Below are 18,285 nucleotides of genomic sequence, written 5' to 3'. Positions count from 1 at the left end.
AATTTGCCTCTCGTTACAAGTCAGTTGATAAGTTTTTGCTATTGTAGTAACAGTGTTGATTGAAGAATTCTCTACACTGCTTCACCACCAACAACGACATCGCGAATTCGCAGACTAGGACCACCACAACCTACAGGTAAACCATTTTGTCCGCCTTTACCACAACCGCCAGATTCATCCCAATAGAAATCATCGCCGATCGCTTCAATATCTGCCAAAGTTTGAAACACATTACCTGATAACGTCACATCGCGCACAGGTTCGGCAATTTGTCCGTTGCGAATCATCCATGCTTCACCCGCACTAAATGTAAACATTTCACCGTTTGTCATTCCCCCTAACCAGTTACGCGCATAGACTCCTTCTTTAATCCCAGTAAACAAATCTGCCACAGGGGTTTTTCCTGGTTCAATCCAGGTATTTGTCATGCGGACAATCGGTGCATAGTGGTAATTGAGACACCGCGCATTACCTGTTGCTGTTTCATCCAATTTGCCAGCGGTTTCGCGAGAGTGCAAGCGCCCGACTAACACACCGTCTTCAATTAGTTGCGTCGTTGTTGCCGGCGTACCCTCATCATCATAAAAGTAACTACCACGATGTCCCGCAGGTGCAGCACCATCAAAAATTTGCAACTCTTCAGGTCCAAATCTGCGTCCAAGACTCATCGCTTCTAGCAAATCAGGATTTTCGTAAGCCATGTCTGCTTCTGAAAGATGACCAAAGGCTTCGTGGACAAATAAACCACTTAAAATAGGGTCGATAACGACGGTATAAATGTTACCTTTAACTGGTGGTAAGGATAAAGCTGCGATCGCCCGTTGCGCTGCCCCAGTAACTTGTTCGTCTAAACTTGTAAGATCTTCATAAGCTTTGCGCGAACCTGTCGTTTCTCTTCCGGTTTGTACTGTATCGCCGTTTCTTGCAGTAGCAGCAAAACGCATTTCCATATCTACCCAAGCTTGTTCGATCAAAGTCCCTTCGGAACTTGCAAGGATGATTCGCTGGGCGCTATCGCTGTAACGTACTGAAGTTGTTGTGATGCGCGAGTCTACACTTTTAAGGATATTGCTGTAGCGATCGCACAATGCTTTTTTTGTTGCTAAAGAAATCAAGCGGGGATCAGTACCACTCAATGGCACAAAACAGTTATCTTGCACAGGTTTAACTTCAGCTAGTTGCGTTTCTTCATCTCCAACGATCCGCGCTGCTAAAACGGCTTCCTCGATTCTTTCGCTAATCGTTTCTAACTGGTTAAAGCTACTTAAACCCCAACCACCTTTGTAGCAAGCCCGTACTTGTCCGCCAATCGAAATTCCTTCACTGAGTGTTTCTACCTTGTCGCCACGCAGTAAAATATCTGTTCCTTCTGATTCCTCAAGGCGAATCATTAGATAATCAACACGGGGCGCATACCGCGCAATCAAATCGGTTAATAAATTTTGAGCATCAGCTAGTGGTGAGGACATACTATGCAGATTTTGACGAACTGCTTCTATTGTGCAATTAATTTAGGCAGTTGGAGCTATTTGTATATAGCAATTTTATTTAAGTTGTATTTTTTTTAGAGAATGAAACACAAAACACACAAAGAAAAGACATGAAAAGTGCTTTTTACGAACAATGTGAAACTACTCATTTCTTTCCTTGCGTTATTATTACAATTGGCTAGTGAGCTGTTTTTTCTCTTTTTTAACCAGCTATTGACTACTACCTGTTAGAACATCTGTGTGTTTATAATTAGGGGTTTAGTATATTTTAAAATGATGATTTCTAGAATTTATTAAATAAAAAAAATCTACTTGATTTAAAAGTACTAATTTCGTAAAGGAATTAAACAAGATCTTTTAGTAAAATCACTGAAGATTATTTAAGCTTTAAACAGTTACAGTCTAGTAAAAAAATATTTAAAAATGAAAAAATATTTGATTTTACTAGGATTAGGAGCCATTTCGTTAAGTATTACGATTCCATCAAAAGCTGAAGCTTGCCGTAACTATGTTATTGAAGATGGTTATGTAAATGTCCGCACAGGTCCTAGTACACAACATTCTATTGTGGGACGTGCTTATGAAGGTAGCGATGTCAATGTTGTAGGTAAATCAGGAGGTTGGCTGAGAATTACTTACCCCCACAATGGCTGGGTAAGTGGAAATATGATTGGCACAGATTGTCGTCGATTACCTGCTACTAATTCTGGAGGTCGTTATCCATACACAGAAAAATTAAGTATGAATAATGGGGAGATTTTAATTACTATTAGACAAACACCTACTTGGGCTGAGTTAACCAAGCAAGAACGTAAAAGTGCTAGAGAAAATATGTGGTGGGACTATCTTGGTGAGTATGGTTCTGGACCATTGACAGTAGATTTCTATACTTCTCGCGGATATCATATTGCGCAATATAGTTCTCGTTGTAGAGGACGTTGTTTTACAAAAGAATAATTTCAGCGATCGCATATATATTCTTCTAGATAACTACATTGCTGCTATTGACTATATTAGGCTTTACAATACTCGCTGACACTCTTATATGTATTGAGTGTGAGCGTGAGTGAGTCATGTTATTTAAACGGCAGAAGTCAGGAACCAGGTTATTGATTGGGGCAGCGATCGCATTTTTTGTGCTGAACTTAATCTTGGGCTTGCACCGCTACTATAGCTTTTATGCAACGTTTGACCAAGGCATTTTTAACCAAGTATTCTGGAACAACCTCCACGGTAGATTTTTTCAAAGTTCGCTGTCTTCGAGTCTATCTACAAACGTCGTTCATAGTGGCGAAATTCCTGAAGTTTACTATCACCGTTTAGGACAACACTTCACGCCAGCATTACTACTGTGGCTACCAATCTATGCGCTGTTTCCTTCGCCAGCAACTTTAACTGTTTTACAAGTTACATTCGTGACTGCGGCGGGTTTAGTGTTGTATGCCTTAGCACGACAGTATCTCACACCCGCGATCGCCGCCATGATTACTGCTAGCTTCTACGCTGCGAATGCGGTTTTAGGTCCAACACAATCCAACTTTCATGATATCAGTCAAATTCCTCTGTTTGTTTTTGGGCTACTATTAGCGATGGAAAAACGCTGGTGGTGGCTATTTTGGCTACTTGCAGTCTTAACTTTAGCAGTGCGGGAAGATAGCGGGATTGTGTTGTTTGGAGTTGGCTTTTATTTAATTGCCAGTAGGCGCTATCCGCGTATTGGGCTTGTAGTATGTACGCTCAGCTTTGGGTATATGCTGTTACTCACAAATGCGATTATGCCGCTGTTTTCGCAAGATATTTCCCGTCGCTTCATGTTAGAAAGGTTTGGACAGTATGCCGATGGTCCAGAAGCTTCAACATTAGATATTATTTGGGGAATGGTGAGTAACCCGTGGCGGTTGATTGTTGAATTATTTACGCCCTTTTTTGGCACAATTAAATACTTAATTGGTCAATGGTTGCCGTTAGCATTTGTACCTGCTGTTGCACCAGCATCGTGGGCGATCGCGGGTTTTCCGTTGCTAAAATTATTTTTAGGTCAGGGACAATCAGTGTTAGCGATCAACATTCGCTATGCAATGACTGTCGTACCAGGTTTATTTTATGGGGCAATTCTTTGGTGGGCGCAGCATCCCAGAAAATTTAAACCTGCATTTCGTCGCTTTTGGGTAATTTGTATTTGTTTATCGCTGTTTTTCTCATTTACTTCCAGCGCTTCAAGCCTCAATCGCAGTTTTTACTTTTTACTACCTGATTCGTTTAACCCTTGGGTTTACATTTCACTACCCCAGCAGTGGCGTCACGTCAGACAAGTGCGATCGCTACTTAATCAAATTCCTGCAGATGCTGGCGTGTCTGCAACGACTTATATAGTACCGCATCTTTCGAGTCGTCGTGAAATTTTACGTTGGCCTATGTTGCAGTTGCGTAACGATGCACGAGAAGTTATTGAAGTAGAGTATGCGATCGCAGATTTATGGCAATTACAGCAATATCAAGCCGCATTTAACGAAGAACGACAACTATTACAAACTAGCATCACGACAATCGATCAACTTACCAATAGCCAACAATATGGAATTATTGATTTTCGAGATGGTATCATTCTGATGCAACGTGGTGTGGCATCGCAACCACAAGCAATCGCAGCATGGTTGACTTTGCGACAACAAATTTTAAAGTCAAAGGTTTGAATGATGTAATAGGTAATTGTTACTCGCCGATTACTACGTTTAAAGTCTGTCTTAGGGCAGAAAAATACTTCTATCTACTGACAGATAATGAGATATGCCGTTTGTCACACTGTACTTAAGACACGCCAAATCAACAACGCTAACTTAAGAACATTGGGCAGTGGTGGGAAAGGATGCTAACGTTCAACGCTTGAGCAGAATACCGCTTAACCATTCTGACTCAGAATGACTTTAGCTGAAATTTGACAGCTTCGCAGGAGCTTTTTAACAGCAGAAACGGTTGAGAAGAAATATGGCATTGGAAAGTGAATTCCTCCCTGACGAAGCTAACCCTCTGTCACAAATGGAGATGCTTAACGCAGATTACTACAAAAGTTATCTAGAAGTTGTCTGTAATAATGCTACATTAGCGATCTTCATCATGGATCATTGCCAGCAATGTGTCTATATGAATCCTGCAGCAGAGAAGCTGACAGGCTTCAGCCTTGATGAAGTAAGAGGACGGGCTTTGCATGACATTATCCACCATACGCGTCCTGATGGTAGTCATTATCCACTCGAAGAATGTCCGATAGATCGTGCATTTCCGCAAAACAATCAAGAACAAGGCGAAGAAGTCTTTGTTCGTAAAGATGGCAGCTTCTATCCTGTTGCTTACACTGCAAGTCCAATCCGCGAAGGTAGTGGAATTGTGGGAACAATTGTCGAAGTGCGTGACATTACCCAAGAGAAATTAGATGAAAAGGCACGACAAGAACTAGAACATGCTCGTACAGAGTTTTTTAGCAATATTAGCCATGAATTCCGCACACCGCTGACACTAATGTTGGGTTCATTGGAAGAAATCCTGGCTGAATCTGCAGGATTATCTCAAGACAAATACCAACAAGCAGACATGGCGCATCGCAACGCACTACGCTTGCTTAAGCTAGTCAATACCCTGCTTGATTTTTCTCGCATTGAAGCTGGACGCACACAAGCTACATACGAACCCACAGATCTTGCTACACTTACTGCCGAATTGGCAAGTACTTTTCGTGCTGCGGTAGAACGCACCGGAATGCGTTTAGTGGTTGATTGTCCCCCACTTCCTGAACTTGTATATGTCGATCAACAGATGTGGGAAAAGATTGTTTTAAATTTACTCTCCAATGCGTTCAAATTTACTTTTAGCGGGAAAATTGAAATTTCCCTAAAAATGAGGAAAAATTCAACTCAAAACTATATTGAGCTAGCAGTACAAGACACAGGTATTGGCATTCCAGCAGCAGAAATTCCACATCTATTTGAACGGTTTCATCGCGTGAAAGAAGCGCAGGGGCGCAGTTACGAAGGCTCTGGCATTGGTCTATCGCTTGTGCAAGAATTAGTGAAGTTACACGGTGGAACAGTTACAGTCAACAGCACAGTAGGTCAAGGTAGTTGTTTCACAGTGTTCATCCCGACTGGGTACGTCCATCTCCCTCAAGATCGCATTAGTCCTCACAACACATCAATAACATTAGCAGCATCTGCGTATGTAGAAGAAGCCTTACGCTGGCTACCAAATGAGAGTTCTGAGTTCTCAGTTTTGAATTCTGAGTTAAGTTCTGAATCTTCACTTCAAAACTCAACATTCAAAACTCAAAACTCTCCAACTGCACGGATTCTCTTAGCCGATGATAATGCAGATATGCGTGAATATGTCAAGCGATTGCTGAATCAGCGATATACAGTAGAGACGGTTGCTGATGGAATTGCTGCCCTTCATACTATCGAACAAAACTCGCCAGATTTGGTGTTGACCGATCTCATGATGCCCCACATGGACGGGCTTGAGTTATTACAGGCTTTACGTGCCAATTCGCAAACAAGAGAAATACCAATTATTCTGCTATCTGCACAAGCTGGTGAAGAGTCACGCATTAAAGGTTTGGCAGCAGGTGCTGATGACTATCTTATTAAACCATTTTCGGCTCGCGAACTATTAGCACGAGTTGAAGCTAATCTCAGTATGGCACAGTTACGCCAACAGACAGCTCAGCGCGAGTATGAGTTGCGTGTTGCGGCAGAAACTGCTAGCGAGAATTTAGAGACGGTTTTAGCAAGTATTAACGATGTCTTTATGACGTTTGATCGCGACTGGTACTATACCTATGTCAATCGCCGCACCATGGAAACTTCTGGAATGCGTCGAGAAGACTTTATGGGGAAAACGCTTTGGGATGTCTTTCCTGATTTGATAGATACGCAGTTTAATACCGAACTACAACGTGCAGTAACTGAGCAAATATCGGTTCAATTTGAATTTTTCTATCCAAAATGGCAGCGTTGGTTCGAGAATCGAGTTTATCCTTCTGCCAACGGCGTTTCTATGTTTACCACTGAGATTACAGATCGCAAACAGGCTGAAGCAGCACTACAAGAAAGCGAAGCGCGATTTCGCCAAATGGCAGAGACAATTCATGATGTGTTTTGGCTATGGAACCTGCAGGAAAATCGCCATCTCTACATCAGCCCTGCCTATGAACGAATGTGGGGACGATCCCGCGAAAGTTTGTATCAAGATCATCGTTTGTGGATTGAAACAATTCATCCGGAAGACCGAGAAGAGGTAAAAACTGCAGGGGTACGATGTCTGCAAAACGGTTATTTTGAGCAAGAATATCGTGTAGTGCGACCTGATGGTTCGATTTGTTGGGTCAGCGATCGCGGTTTTGTGATTCGCGACGATAATGGACAGCCATATCGCATTGCTGGAGTTGCCCAAGATATTACCGAACGTAAACAAATTGAACAAGAACGCGAATATCTACTAGCGAGTGAAAAAGCTGCACGAGAATCAGCCGAAACCGCAAACCGAGTTAAAGATGAATTTTTGGCAGTCCTATCACACGAGTTGCGATCGCCCCTCAATCCCATCCTCGGCTGGGTAAATCTCTTGCAATCACGTAAATTTGACGAACAAACTACTGCTAAAGCTTTAGCAACAATTGAACGTAATGCTAAGTTACAAACGCAACTGATTGAAGACTTACTCGATGTCTCGCGGATTTTACGCGGTAAAATGGTTCTTAATGTTACTCATGTAGATTTAATCAATGTCATTGAGGCGGCGTTGGAAACTGTCCGGTTAGCCGCAGCAGCCAAAAACATCCAAATTCAAAAAGTCTTTGCCTCAGAAGTCTTAGTTTCTGGTGACAGTAATCGCCTGCAACAAGTTGTATGGAATTTATTATCGAATGCTGTTAAGTTCACTCCAACAGGTGGACGTATTGAAGTTCATTTGCAACAACTTGAAAGCATTGCACAGATTCAAGTCAAGGATACTGGTAAGGGAATTCATAACAATTTTTTACCTTATGTATTTGAATACTTCCGTCAAGAGGATGGCACAACCACTCGTAAATTTGGAGGACTTGGGTTAGGACTGGCGATCGTTCGCCAAATCACTGAGTTACATGGCGGTTATGTCAAAGCTGAAAGTCTTGGTGAAGGACAAGGCGCAACTTTTACTGTGCAATTCCCACTACCACAAAATGACTCACAAGACAACGAGCAAAAGAAAAATCACTCTTCATGTGTTTTACATTTACAAGGCGTTCGTATTCTTGTTGTAGATGATGAAGTTGATATGCAAGAATTGGTGCTAGCAATCTTAGAACAGTATGGAGCCAAAGTCCGCATTGCTGCATCAGCAGCAGACGCATTACTAACCCTTGATTCATTTTTACCTAATATCTTAATTAGCGATATTGGCATGCCAGATGTTGATGGCTATATGCTGATGCGACAAGTAAGACAGCGTTCTAGAATTCCTGCAATTGCCCTTACCGCCTACGCTGGCGAGTACGATCAACAACAAGCACTCGCTGCAGGTTTTCAGGATCATCTTGCCAAGCCTGTAGAACCAGAAAAGTTGGTGCAGGCGATCGCTAACTTAATCAATCGAAACGAGTAGGACTCTTCTATGGTATTAAAAGCCCAAGTCTGCTTTTGCCAATTCAGCCGCTGCAAAGACTTCTGAATCAGATTTCTCTTCCCAAGCAACATCCCCAATTTCTGTATAGAATTGAGTATCATATGGGCGAGTACGCACAACAACAGGCATAGGTACCGCATGACCGAGGATCAACGCTTGTTGCTTAGAATCTAACTTCGCCAAAACTGACCTTAAACTTTGTCCTCCAGAAACACCAGTAAAGATAGCATCAATATCTTTTTCGTCGTTGAGTAATGCTGTAATTCTAGTTCCTATTTGGGACATCACTTCGTTATCAATTCCCGAAGGGCGCTGGTCTACAACAAGTAAAGTAACAAAGTATTTGCGCATCTCTCGGGCAATTGTGCCGAAAATTGTTTGTCCGACAACACTAGGATCGAGAAAGCGGTGCGCTTCTTCGATGGTAATGACTAATTGAGTTGGGCGATCGCTGGCATTTTTGGATTGTAAAAACTTCTCTGCTTTACGAACGTATGCGCGGTGGATGCGACGTGTAATCATATTTGTCACCAGCATATAAGAAAGCATATCTGATTGCGAACCAAACTCGACAACAACGTGTTTACCCGCTTCAAGAGACTGAAGAATTTGCTCGACATAATTGTGCGGACAAGCAGAACGCATATATTTGAGGTTTTCCAAGCGCATCAGTTTACGCTGTAACGCTAGAAGGGAACCCTTGTGACCCCGCTTTTCATCACAAAACATCTGAATTTCCTCATTGGTCATATTTAACAACTGAAGAATCCAGGATTTACCAAATTCACTGAAAAGAATGTTAGCGTTATCTAAACTTGCTTCCGACAAATTTAATTCTTGTCCAACTAAGCGAATATCCTCAATTTCTATCTGGTCATAACTCAGATAGAGTTCTTGGGCGTCGCGAACTCCACGGCGTTTGGTTGACTCTGGATCAAGAGTATACATTTGCACTTGTCCAGGAAATAACTGACGCAAGCCTTTTACTGTACTAAATTGTTTTCCTTCTGATACAGCTTCCCAACCATATTCAGAGTGCATATCAAAGATTAAGTTAACTGCGGCACGTTTGCGGATAATTCCTGATAACAGCAAGCGAGTTAAAAATGATTTACCAGTACCAGATTTACCAAATACGCCGTTACTTCGTTCTACAAAACGATCCAAATCAAGACAAATTGGCACGTCCATGTCTAATGGTTGACCGATCGCAAAGTTACGACGGTGCGGATCGTCTTCCCAACCAAATACTGCCCGAAAATCACGTTCAGAAGCTTCATGAACTTGACTAAAGTGACTTGGAATCGTCTTCACAGGTAGAAGTTCCATATTACTGCTACTCTGTGGCTGAAATGAAGCTAAAGAACTGCCATTACTACCATTAAGATGCAAGTCCCTCTTTGAGCCTTCTTCCTCTGGTGTAAACATCAACATTGGAGTCAGGTTAATCGTGCCATAAGTTCCACTTCCGGCTAGCACATCTCTTAAGAAATCATCATTAGGGCTAGGAGGATTGGCAACAATTCGGTTGCTAGAAGTTGAGAGAGCAACATCGGTTAGCATACAGAAGAAACGCGATCGCACGCCTTCAACGATCAGGAATTTTCCTACCCGCATATCTTCTACAGAAACATCTGGATGCAATCTCACTTCTAACCCCTGGCTGAGCGATCCGTGTGTGACTGACCCTAATGGCTGTGCCGAATTCATAGCATTCACTGCGATCCTTATGCAGCCTTATCTTACGCTGGATTTTTCTTTCTGACTAGCAATTTGTTTAAAAAGGTCAGAGGTTGTTCGAGTTTTGAGTTTTGAATTGTCTCGCTTCTTACTCCTCGGTTTGCCCTGACCTCTGATCTGCAATCTTTGATCCCTTCTTCAGTTAATCGATTTGAATTGAGGTTGGTGTAGAGCCTACTGTACTCACTGCTGTTAAAGGTTTACGGTATTGCTTATATAAGCGATCGCGCCAGTCAAAAAATGACTGATAAGCAATATTATCGCCTAGACCAGGAATTCCTTTTCCTTTCAAAGTTGCGGGTAATTCTAGGTAAGATCCATCAGGAAATCTTAGTAACATAGACAAACCAGCAACAGCTAAGTCTGCAAGTGTTGGTTGATCTCCAACTAAATAAGAATTTTCAGCTAGCAGTAAACAAAGAACTTCCAAATCTTGTTTCAAGTCTTCCTCAGCTGATTTAACAACATCTGGTCCATATCCAACACCAAAACCAAGGACTTTTAAAACATCATTAGGTACAACTCCTATCAGTGTTTTCACTAGGTCAGGTGTAGCCATAGGTAACAATGACTTTCGGTAGTTCTCACTTTGACTCAATGCGCCAAACAAGGCTTTGCGGCTTTTCATCCCAATTGATTCGTCTGCCCATTCTTCAATCAGTAAGCACACAGCACGTTGTTTCGGGTCTGAAGGAATGATTGGGCGATCCGGATATTTACGTTCCAGATATTTGGCAATTTCTGTAGAGTCAGCAATATATTGACTGCCATCCTTTAATACGGGTACTTGCCTTTGACCTGTCAAGCGAAAAAGCTCTAACTGCCCAACTCCAGGGGTAACTTCGATTTTGCGATATGCCAACCCTTTGAAATCTAAAATCAAACGAACTTTTTCTGAGTATTGCGATAGTTCAAATTGGTACAATTCCAGCATTTTTCCTCCGCTTCGGCTTTCCCTGCATACACAAAACACTTAACATTATAGGTAGTCACTCAGTAGAAAAGTAGTGTCTTTGTTACCTTTTAACTTGATAAATAGTCATAATTCTTACTTTTGATTCTTATTTTCTTGATTTAATCACCTGAGAGTAAGGTAGATTTCAACTAATTTTTACTAAGGGAATTTATGCAGATTTTAGAAAAAACATGAATATATATTGAAACTCCTCCAGCTATACGCTAGAGGAGCAAAAAAACATTGCGCTAATGAAGTGTAAGACTTATACCGTGTTTCTATTCTACTTATGCAGTACGACGAGTAATTAAGCCCCAAATGAAGAGAAGAATAATTGCGCCTAGGACTGCAAAAATAATACTGGGTATAGTCAACGCGCCTGCAGCTGCACCTGCCGCCCCTGCCCCTGGAAAAAGGGCACTACCTAGCCAACCACCAATTAATGCACCCAAAATACCTAAGACAATTGTTGCTAGAATCCCGCCACCTTGATGTCCAGGATAAATTGCTTTTGCGATCGCACCAGCTATAAGACCTAAAACGATCCATGCTAGAAATTCCATGTTTTATTTCCTCCTAACTCTTACCAGCTCTTTTCCTTTCATAATTAGAGTATCAATTGCAACAAGCCGATAGCCTCTATCGTAAGTAAGAATCTAAAGTGTTAGAATTTTAGCGAGCAGAGATTTCGTAATTAGAGAAGTTGGAACAAACTATTTCTTAGTATTTTTAAAGCAAGCGAAAGATTTTAAAGCCTAGGTTAAATACTGATAAAGTAACAATAAATTTTCTGTGTAGAGTTTACAAAGAAATCAAATGTTCCTCACTATGCATCTTGGTTGAATTGAACTGTTACTTACTGTCATAATTGAACTCTAGATTAGCTTTGAAGAAAAGCAAAATTATATATCAAGCTTGTATAGCTACTATATGCGTATGACGTTAGTACTAAATATCAAGGATCAAGATGTTGCACATAATAGAGTTCTTGCAAAAGCCGAAAAATTATAAATGTCATTCCCAGCGGAATGTAATGTAGCGCAGAATCTCGCGAGATGTTTCGCAAGGCTCAACATGACAGTTTAAGTACTTTTGCAATAAGTTTAATGATGGAGATTGTTCTTGAAACTTACTGCATATCTATATTTAGGTAGGTTCTCATCATTCGAGAAGTGAGCTATTTCTTAAGTTAGATTTGCGCGGTGGTATGGAAAAAACTTTGTAAATTTGGATTTTAATGATATAAAACTTAAAAATTGATAATAAGACTCATGACAAAAATGCACAACCAAAGTATTCCCCTTAAAAGATTAGCCGGTTGGTTAGGGGTTGTAGGCGTCAGTATTGCAGCAGGCTTTCCCATAGTTGCACAAAGTCAAGGAGTTCTCAATCCTAGACCAAGTATTTTCAACGAGCCTCCCTACAATCAAACTCCTGGCACGACTCCAGGAACCACACCTCCTGTTGCTCCAGCACCACCCACAACACCACCAACAGCACCAGCACCAGTAACACCAACACCAACTACACCACCAACAGGAACTTCTCCTGACGCAGCAAATAATATAGTAGCTTTGGCTGCAGCAAACAGCTCTTTTAAGACATTGACTGCAGCTTTACAAGCAGCAGGTTTAACTGAAACTTTATCAGGAACAGGACCATTCACTGTTTTTGCTCCTACGGATGAAGCATTTGCTGCATTACCGCAAGATGCACTACAAGAACTACTAAGACCAGAGAACAAACAACTTTTAGTCCAAATCTTAACTTATCACGTTGTTCCGGCAAGAGTTCAGTCTACCGAACTGCAACCTGGGGAAGTTCCAACCGTTGAGGGTGAAGCGATTAATGTTAAAACTTCTGGTAATCAAGTCACAGTGAATGACGCAACAGTTGTTCAGCCAGATATTCAAGCTAGCAATGGTATCATTCATGCAATTGACAGAGTATTGTTACCACCCAATCTTTGATCTTAGAGTACCGATAGCACGATCGTATCTGATAAAGCACCTATAGCATTAATGAGACATTGTGTTTAACATCGGTTACTTTTTATTTGTGTTAACAGCTACATAACTGACTCCCATTCAGCTATTAACTGATTAGGGAGTCTTTTTGCATAAGGTTGAATGACCAATGTGCCTTGATACTTATAACGGGTTAGTGGTTAGTGGTTGGTCACTACTGACTATGAGATAAGCTAATATTGCCACAGCTTGCTATCAGTATGTGGGAAAAATGCAACTCAGCTTGTGCATGATTGTAAAAAATGAAGAACAAACATTGCCTCAGTGTCTAGGTAGTGTTCAGGGTGTTGTTGATGAAATGATTGTGCTAGATACCGGTTCAAGCGATCGCACACCTGATGTTGCCAGGAAACTTGGTGCTGAAGTTTATCCTTTTGAGTGGTGTTATGATTTTGCTAAAGCACGGAATGAGGCTTTAAAGTATGTGCGTAGTAACTGGGTACTGGTGTTAGATGCTGATGAAGTGCTAGTTCCAGATATCGTTCCCTTGCTCAAGCAAGCCATACAACACGATCGCTTTCTGCTTGTTAATTTATTGAGACAAGAAGTAGGTGCTGCACAATCACCTTACTCACAAGTTTCACGTTTATTTCGACGTCACCCCAACCTTTGCTTTTCTCGACCGTATCATGCTTTGGTTGATGATAGTGTGACTCGCATTATGAGTCAAGAACCGCAATGGCAGATTGGTTATTTACCCAATGTCGCAATTCTCCATCAAGGCTATCAACGTAGTGCGATCGCCCAAAAAGATAAGTTTGCCCAAGCCCAAACCGCAATGGAAGGATTTTATAACTGTCACCCTAACGATCCGTATGTGTGCAGCAAGCTTGGTGCCTTGTACGTTGAAACTGGTTCTTGGCAACGAGGCATTGAATTACTAGAGAAGGGACTCAAGCGCAGCGGTCTTAATGCGCAAATATTATACGAATTACACTACCATCTAGGAATTGCTTATAGCAAATTACAACAGATACCAAAAGCGATCGCACATTATCAAGCAGCAATTGGATTATCAATCTATCCATTACTCAAACTCGGTGCTTACAACAATTTGGGTAACTTAAGACAAGCAACTGGCGATCTTAATGGAGCAAAAATGGCATATGAAATTGCTTTACAAATCGATCCTAAGTTTGCTGCTGGTTATTACAACCTAGGGATGACTTTAAAAGCGATGGGATTGCTCAATGAAGCGATCGCAAATTACCGTCAAGCGATCGCACTTAATTCTAATTATGCTGAAGCCTATCAAAATTTGGGCGTTGTCCTGCTCAAATCTGGCAAATTAAATGACAGTTTGGCTGCTTTTAAACAGGCAATAGCATTGCATGAAATGCAAAGTTCTCCGGAAGCAGAGCGACTGCGCCAAGGATTAGAAGGAATGGGTTTTTCTTTGTAAAAACTTACGCCATACCTAATGAAATAACGCTCCCAAAACTTATCAAAACAGCATATTTCTGGCAAACATAAGAACCTTCTCATGTAATTTTCATCTATTTTTCATAAAATCAGTATAGCTTAATGTATGAGTGAATGTATTGTTAGGCAACATATAACCAATTACCTAACAACCGTTACATTGACTTTGGAAACAGGTTCTATTAAATTAGGGTAACATTTTCAAGAATTTCGGTCTTGTTGAGGAATGAGACCGGATTTTATTTATATATAAACAAACTGTATTACTCTACGTTTACCACTCAATGCAGTTGCTATTACAAGATCATTAAGTATATTGCTATTTGATATGAAAGCAGAGACTCAAGGTAACTACCTACCATGAGAATTTTATTAGTTGAAGATGATGAACGCATTGCAGATTCGCTTGCGGAAGCTTTAAGTGACCAACACTATGTTGTTGATATTGCAGCTGACGGTCAAAGTGGCTGGGAGTTTGTTAAATCTTTTACCTACAATCTCCTTGTACTCGATCTCATGCTACCTAAAATCGATGGCATTAGCTTGTGCCAAAAACTACGTCTACAGGGCTATTCAATGCCAATTTTGATGTTAACAGCACGAGATACAACAAGCGATCAAGTTAAAGGTCTAGATGCAGGTGCTGATGATTATGTGATCAAACCTTACAAACTACAAGAATTAATGGCACGGATTCGTGCTTTAATCCGGCGAGGCAATTCAACTTTGCCTCCTGCTTTAGAATGGGGAGGTTTGTGTCTAAACTCGAATACTTGTGAAGTCACTTATCATCAGCAACCATTGCAAATTACCCCAAAAGAGTACCGCCTTTTAGAGCTTTTCTTGCGTCAAGGTAGCAGTGTGCTTAACCGAAATGCCATTTTAGAGAATCTTTGGTCTTTTGAAGAACCACCAGGAGAAGACACAATTAAGGCTCATATTAAGCGTCTACGGCAGAAATTGAAAGGAGTAGGAGCGCCTGATGACTTTATTGAAACAGTTTACGGGTTGGGCTACAGACTCAAATCGAACCCCTAAGCAAATGTTTCAACGCCTGCGCTGTCGTTTTTTACTAACGTATTTAACAGTGATGGCAACAGTACTAGGAATGTCAAGTATAGCAGTATACGTATTTTTTACTCGCAGTCACGAGCAGCACTTAAACAATCAGCTACTGACTTTAGCCCAAGCTGCTGTCCCTAGTTTAAACGCCGTCAAAACTGAAGGTCTTCAGAGCGTTAACCAAGATTTACCGTGGCGCGAACTATTTAAACGAGATCAGAGTTTAGAATGGTTCGATGCAAATGGTAAGATTCTGGCACGAAAAGGTAAGATATTTTCTACTTTACCTCTGAAACGAACGAATCAAAATATTCAACAACAAGGACAAATTCGGACGTTAACCATTGCTGTTTACTCAGATAGTCAAAGTTCTGTGCTTGCTGATAGTCTGCAAAGATTAGAGTTGGAAGGTTATATCCGTGCGAATGAATCTACCAAAGAAATAGAAAGTGCGATCGCCAGATTAGTTATTGGGTTGGGAATTGGTAACGCAATTGCATTGATTTTCATGGCGATTGGTGCTGTCTTACTGACTCAACAAACTTTAGAACCAATTGAGAAAAGCTTTCAAAGACTTAAAGAGTTTACTGCAGACGCTTCCCACGAACTACGGAATCCTTTGACTGCAATTAGCACTGCGATTGAAGTGATGCAAAGCCATCCCGAACGAGTTCATCCAAGTGATGCGAAGAAACTAGTTGCGATCGCTAGTGCTACTGATCAACTTGTGAGTTTGTCTGAGGACTTGCTTTTTTTAGCGCGTACCGATGCAGTAGTAGCACCACCAGCAGGTTGGAAATACCTTTATTTGAATGAGATTTTATACAATGTTGTAGAACTCTTTAAACCTTACGCCCAAGAAAAAGGAATTGTACTTAAGCTGCAACTTATCCCCAGCATTTTAGTGAATAGTGAGCCTGCACAACTGAAGCGATTGTTTGCCAATTTAGTAGACAATGCCCTTAAGTACACAATAACAGGAGGAAGCGTGATTATTTCTATGGTGCAACAAAAGCGATGTGTTGTTGTGCGTGTAGAAGATAATGGTGTAGGAATTGCTCCAGAGTACTTACCCTTTGTATTTCAACGATTTTGGAGAGTTGATAAAGCGCGATCGCCTCAAACAAAAGGACTGGGATTAGGGCTTGCGATCGCTCAAACAATTGCACATCAACATAGTGGAAAAATTACTGTGAGTAGTACTTTAGGTATAGGTAGCTGTTTTCAAGTGTATCTACCGACTGCTTAAATTTATACAATATTGAGTAACATCTTCACCACAGTCATCAGCTAGATAAGATAACGCTCGAAAGCGTAACGCCATGAGTTTTTGATACAAGGGATTCAACTTACAAAAAGATGGAATAGACCTCCTGCGTGAATGCGATCTCGTATAAATTCACTAGCTGAATAAACAAAGTCCACCTCCGTGGACTTACCCATAAAAATCTTATTTTAGTGTATGAAGGTACACTTGGCTTGGATAGCCCCGACTTTAGTCATAGGGCATCTGTGATTCATGCAGGAGATCTAATGTAAAAAGTCCGCCTAAAAACTTGTACGTTGCACTCAAAAGGACAATGTGCAAGAATAAGCTGACATAAACGACGTGCTAAGCTGGGATTTTGAATTGCAGTACAATTTAACCACTGGCGTATTTGTTGAAGCATATTAAATTTTGATATAGCCATAAAATATAAATCAATTTGTGTAAAAGTTACTACGCTAGTAGCACCAATCTTCATTTTGCTTTGTAGTATATTCATTGTTTTCACTTCTCCATAATATTTTTTTAAATCTTAGAGAGTAGAGGTTAAGCAACTCTTCTCAGCTTTTCGTAAGTTTGACGACGAATGGGAGAAAGAGTAATCAAGTCATCAACATTTCGCAGCATTGTATTACAAATAAAATCTAATGGTAAGTCATTAGGATCGTGCCCAAAAGGCTCTTCAATTTCTGCACCAATTTCATCAATTCCGAGTAAAATAAAGCTGATAAAAGCTAGAATTGGACTCGTCCACCAAGTTAGTCCAGCAACAATTTCTATAGGTAATAAAAGGAAATATAATATCAACAAAGTTTTGAGAACAATAGTATAAATTAGAGGAACAGGAGTTTTTAAAATCCGTTCGCAACCTCCTAAAATATCTACCATGTCATCAAGTAACTCATGTAAAGCTGTGAGTTGAAAAACATTTACAAATTGGCGTTCGTATTGGTGTTGAAGATAATCTCCGATCCAAAAAGCAATTTCTAGTGGAGGATGATTGATGAATTCAAGCTTGTGATATTGTAAGGGTGTCATTAATGGCACTAACTCAGGATTAACGGGATCTCTACGTAGGTGTAACTTCATAGCAACTGAGAAGGCAACAACTAAGCGTAATGCAGCTGCTTTATCTTCGCGATCGCCAGGTTCTCTTTCTTCAACAACTATCCAAATACCTCGTGCTAAGTTACGCACAGTATTCACCATTGCTCCCCACAGTTTACGCCCTTCCCAAAAGCGCTCATGTGCTGTATTTGTCCGAAAAACTAATAACAAGCTCAGTACAATATTTAAAATCAAAACAACATTAGGAACCACTTTATTGTCACGGAAAACTGATAGATAACCAAAATGATTGATGAGCGCAATGAGAAAGCCATATCCTCCACATAGAAGTACCCACGGTAAAATTCCAGGAATAACTGAACTTGCAAGACGAATTATTACTTGATACCAATTTAGTTGCTCGCCAGTGTAAATATGAAATTTCTCTTTGAACGATCTTGAAGAAACATTTTTATGATGAGGAGAATTCTGAAAACGAAATACTGATTTTCTGTGTGTAACAGCCTTTTGTTGCCAAGCGTGTCTGCGCGAACGAACTTTTTTGTTGATTGGCAATTTCATGTTTGACCTCCAGTATATTCTTAAAAAGAGAACTCATTG

Annotated in this window: 13 protein-coding genes and 1 pseudogene; 7 read left to right on the top strand and 7 right to left on the bottom strand. The window is 40.7% G+C overall.

What is annotated here, in order from left to right; all coding sequences use genetic code 11:
* Window positions 1–71: 71 nt before the first annotated feature.
* Window positions 72–1,469: a TldD/PmbA family protein gene (locus tag CSQ79_RS18750; RefSeq protein ID WP_099702679.1), complete on the bottom strand. Its 1,398-nt coding sequence runs from the start codon at window positions 1,467–1,469 to the stop codon at window positions 72–74.
* Between the two features lie 444 nt (window positions 1,470–1,913).
* Here CSQ79_RS18750 and CSQ79_RS18745 point away from each other — a divergent pair, with 444 nt between their 5' ends.
* The 3 genes from CSQ79_RS18745 to CSQ79_RS18735 all read left to right on the top strand — a co-directional run bounded on the left by CSQ79_RS18745 (window position 1,914) and on the right by CSQ79_RS18735 (window position 8,123).
* Entirely contained in the window at window positions 1,914–2,447 is a 534-nt protein-coding gene (locus CSQ79_RS18745; RefSeq protein WP_099702678.1) for an SH3 domain-containing protein, read from the top strand.
* A gap of 116 nt (window positions 2,448–2,563) precedes the next feature.
* The gene (locus CSQ79_RS18740; RefSeq protein ID WP_099702677.1) at window positions 2,564–4,183 is read left to right on the top strand and encodes a DUF2079 domain-containing protein; all 1,620 of its coding nucleotides are present in this window, start codon (window positions 2,564–2,566) and stop codon (window positions 4,181–4,183) included.
* A gap of 292 nt (window positions 4,184–4,475) precedes the next feature.
* Window positions 4,476–8,123, top strand: coding sequence for an ATP-binding protein (locus tag CSQ79_RS18735; protein WP_099702676.1), 3,648 nt, complete (start codon window positions 4,476–4,478; stop codon window positions 8,121–8,123).
* A 15-nt stretch (window positions 8,124–8,138) separates the two neighbouring features.
* Here CSQ79_RS18735 and CSQ79_RS18730 read toward each other — a convergent pair whose 3' ends face one another.
* The 3 genes from CSQ79_RS18730 to CSQ79_RS18720 all read right to left on the bottom strand — a co-directional run bounded on the left by CSQ79_RS18730 (window position 8,139) and on the right by CSQ79_RS18720 (window position 11,402).
* Window positions 8,139–9,854, bottom strand: a complete 1,716-nt coding sequence (locus CSQ79_RS18730; RefSeq protein WP_099702675.1) for a helicase HerA domain-containing protein — start codon at window positions 9,852–9,854, stop codon at window positions 8,139–8,141.
* 172 nt (window positions 9,855–10,026) lie between these two features.
* Window positions 10,027–10,818 (bottom strand): glutathione S-transferase family protein, encoded by a 792-nt coding sequence (locus tag CSQ79_RS18725; RefSeq protein WP_099702674.1) that lies wholly within the window; start codon window positions 10,816–10,818, stop codon window positions 10,027–10,029.
* 308 nt (window positions 10,819–11,126) lie between these two features.
* Window positions 11,127–11,402, bottom strand: a complete 276-nt coding sequence (locus CSQ79_RS18720; RefSeq protein ID WP_099702673.1) for a GlsB/YeaQ/YmgE family stress response membrane protein — start codon at window positions 11,400–11,402, stop codon at window positions 11,127–11,129.
* 708 nt (window positions 11,403–12,110) lie between these two features.
* Between CSQ79_RS18720 and CSQ79_RS18715 the strand changes: the two genes are divergently transcribed.
* The 4 genes from CSQ79_RS18715 to CSQ79_RS18700 all read left to right on the top strand — a co-directional run bounded on the left by CSQ79_RS18715 (window position 12,111) and on the right by CSQ79_RS18700 (window position 16,599).
* Window positions 12,111–12,809, top strand: a complete 699-nt coding sequence (locus CSQ79_RS18715; protein ID WP_289501311.1) for a fasciclin domain-containing protein — start codon at window positions 12,111–12,113, stop codon at window positions 12,807–12,809.
* Between the two features lie 286 nt (window positions 12,810–13,095).
* Window positions 13,096–14,268 (top strand): tetratricopeptide repeat protein, encoded by a 1,173-nt coding sequence (locus CSQ79_RS18710; RefSeq protein ID WP_099702672.1) that lies wholly within the window; start codon window positions 13,096–13,098, stop codon window positions 14,266–14,268.
* A 380-nt stretch (window positions 14,269–14,648) separates the two neighbouring features.
* Entirely contained in the window at window positions 14,649–15,326 is a 678-nt protein-coding gene (locus CSQ79_RS18705) for a response regulator transcription factor (protein ID WP_099702671.1), read from the top strand.
* Window positions 15,271–16,599 carry a sensor histidine kinase gene (locus CSQ79_RS18700; RefSeq protein ID WP_099702670.1) on the top strand — a complete coding sequence of 443 codons (1,329 nt, stop codon included), beginning with the start codon at window positions 15,271–15,273 and terminating at the stop codon, window positions 16,597–16,599. The genes CSQ79_RS18705 and CSQ79_RS18700 overlap by 56 nt, the downstream gene beginning before the upstream one ends.
* Here CSQ79_RS18700 and CSQ79_RS18695 read toward each other — a convergent pair.
* From CSQ79_RS18695 to CSQ79_RS18685, 3 genes and pseudogenes are all read right to left on the bottom strand, one after another.
* Window positions 16,585–16,716 (bottom strand): annotated as a pseudogene (locus tag CSQ79_RS18695) (Mo-dependent nitrogenase C-terminal domain-containing protein); the annotation flags it as partial. The gene CSQ79_RS18700 and the pseudogene CSQ79_RS18695 sit on opposite strands and share 15 nt — an antisense overlap.
* 151 nt (window positions 16,717–16,867) lie before the next feature.
* Window positions 16,868–17,020: a Mo-dependent nitrogenase C-terminal domain-containing protein gene (locus CSQ79_RS28665; protein WP_354000918.1), complete on the bottom strand. Its 153-nt coding sequence runs from the start codon at window positions 17,018–17,020 to the stop codon at window positions 16,868–16,870.
* Window positions 17,021–17,163: 143 nt separating this feature from the next.
* Entirely contained in the window at window positions 17,164–18,246 is a 1,083-nt protein-coding gene (locus CSQ79_RS18685; protein WP_099702668.1) for a bestrophin family protein, read from the bottom strand.
* Between the last annotated feature and the right edge of the window lie 39 nt (window positions 18,247–18,285).

Source organism: Gloeocapsopsis sp. IPPAS B-1203, assembly GCF_002749975.1.
GTDB lineage: Bacteria > Cyanobacteriota > Cyanobacteriia > Cyanobacteriales > Chroococcidiopsidaceae > Gloeocapsopsis.
This window is presented reverse-complemented; position numbering and strand designations above follow the sequence as displayed.

Excerpts from the sequence above, each read along its gene's own strand:
- CSQ79_RS18750 (WP_099702679.1), bottom strand. The coding sequence starts at position 1,469 with ATGTCCTCACCACTAGCTGATGCTCAAAATTTATTAACCGATTTGATT.
- CSQ79_RS18730 (WP_099702675.1), bottom strand. The coding sequence starts at position 9,854 with ATGAATTCGGCACAGCCATTAGGGTCAGTCACACACGGATCGCTCAGC.
- CSQ79_RS18700 (WP_099702670.1), top strand. The coding sequence starts at position 15,271 with ATGACTTTATTGAAACAGTTTACGGGTTGGGCTACAGACTCAAATCGA.
- CSQ79_RS18720 (WP_099702673.1), bottom strand. The coding sequence starts at position 11,402 with ATGGAATTTCTAGCATGGATCGTTTTAGGTCTTATAGCTGGTGCGATC.
- CSQ79_RS18745 (WP_099702678.1), top strand. The coding sequence starts at position 1,914 with ATGAAAAAATATTTGATTTTACTAGGATTAGGAGCCATTTCGTTAAGT.
- CSQ79_RS28665 (WP_354000918.1), bottom strand. The coding sequence starts at position 17,020 with ATGCTTCAACAAATACGCCAGTGGTTAAATTGTACTGCAATTCAAAAT.
- CSQ79_RS18685 (WP_099702668.1), bottom strand. The coding sequence starts at position 18,246 with ATGAAATTGCCAATCAACAAAAAAGTTCGTTCGCGCAGACACGCTTGG.
- CSQ79_RS18710 (WP_099702672.1), top strand. The coding sequence starts at position 13,096 with ATGATTGTAAAAAATGAAGAACAAACATTGCCTCAGTGTCTAGGTAGT.
- CSQ79_RS18740 (WP_099702677.1), top strand. The coding sequence starts at position 2,564 with ATGTTATTTAAACGGCAGAAGTCAGGAACCAGGTTATTGATTGGGGCA.
- CSQ79_RS18735 (WP_099702676.1), top strand. The coding sequence starts at position 4,476 with ATGGCATTGGAAAGTGAATTCCTCCCTGACGAAGCTAACCCTCTGTCA.
- CSQ79_RS18715 (WP_289501311.1), top strand. The coding sequence starts at position 12,111 with ATGACAAAAATGCACAACCAAAGTATTCCCCTTAAAAGATTAGCCGGT.
- CSQ79_RS18705 (WP_099702671.1), top strand. The coding sequence starts at position 14,649 with ATGAGAATTTTATTAGTTGAAGATGATGAACGCATTGCAGATTCGCTT.
- CSQ79_RS18725 (WP_099702674.1), bottom strand. The coding sequence starts at position 10,818 with ATGCTGGAATTGTACCAATTTGAACTATCGCAATACTCAGAAAAAGTT.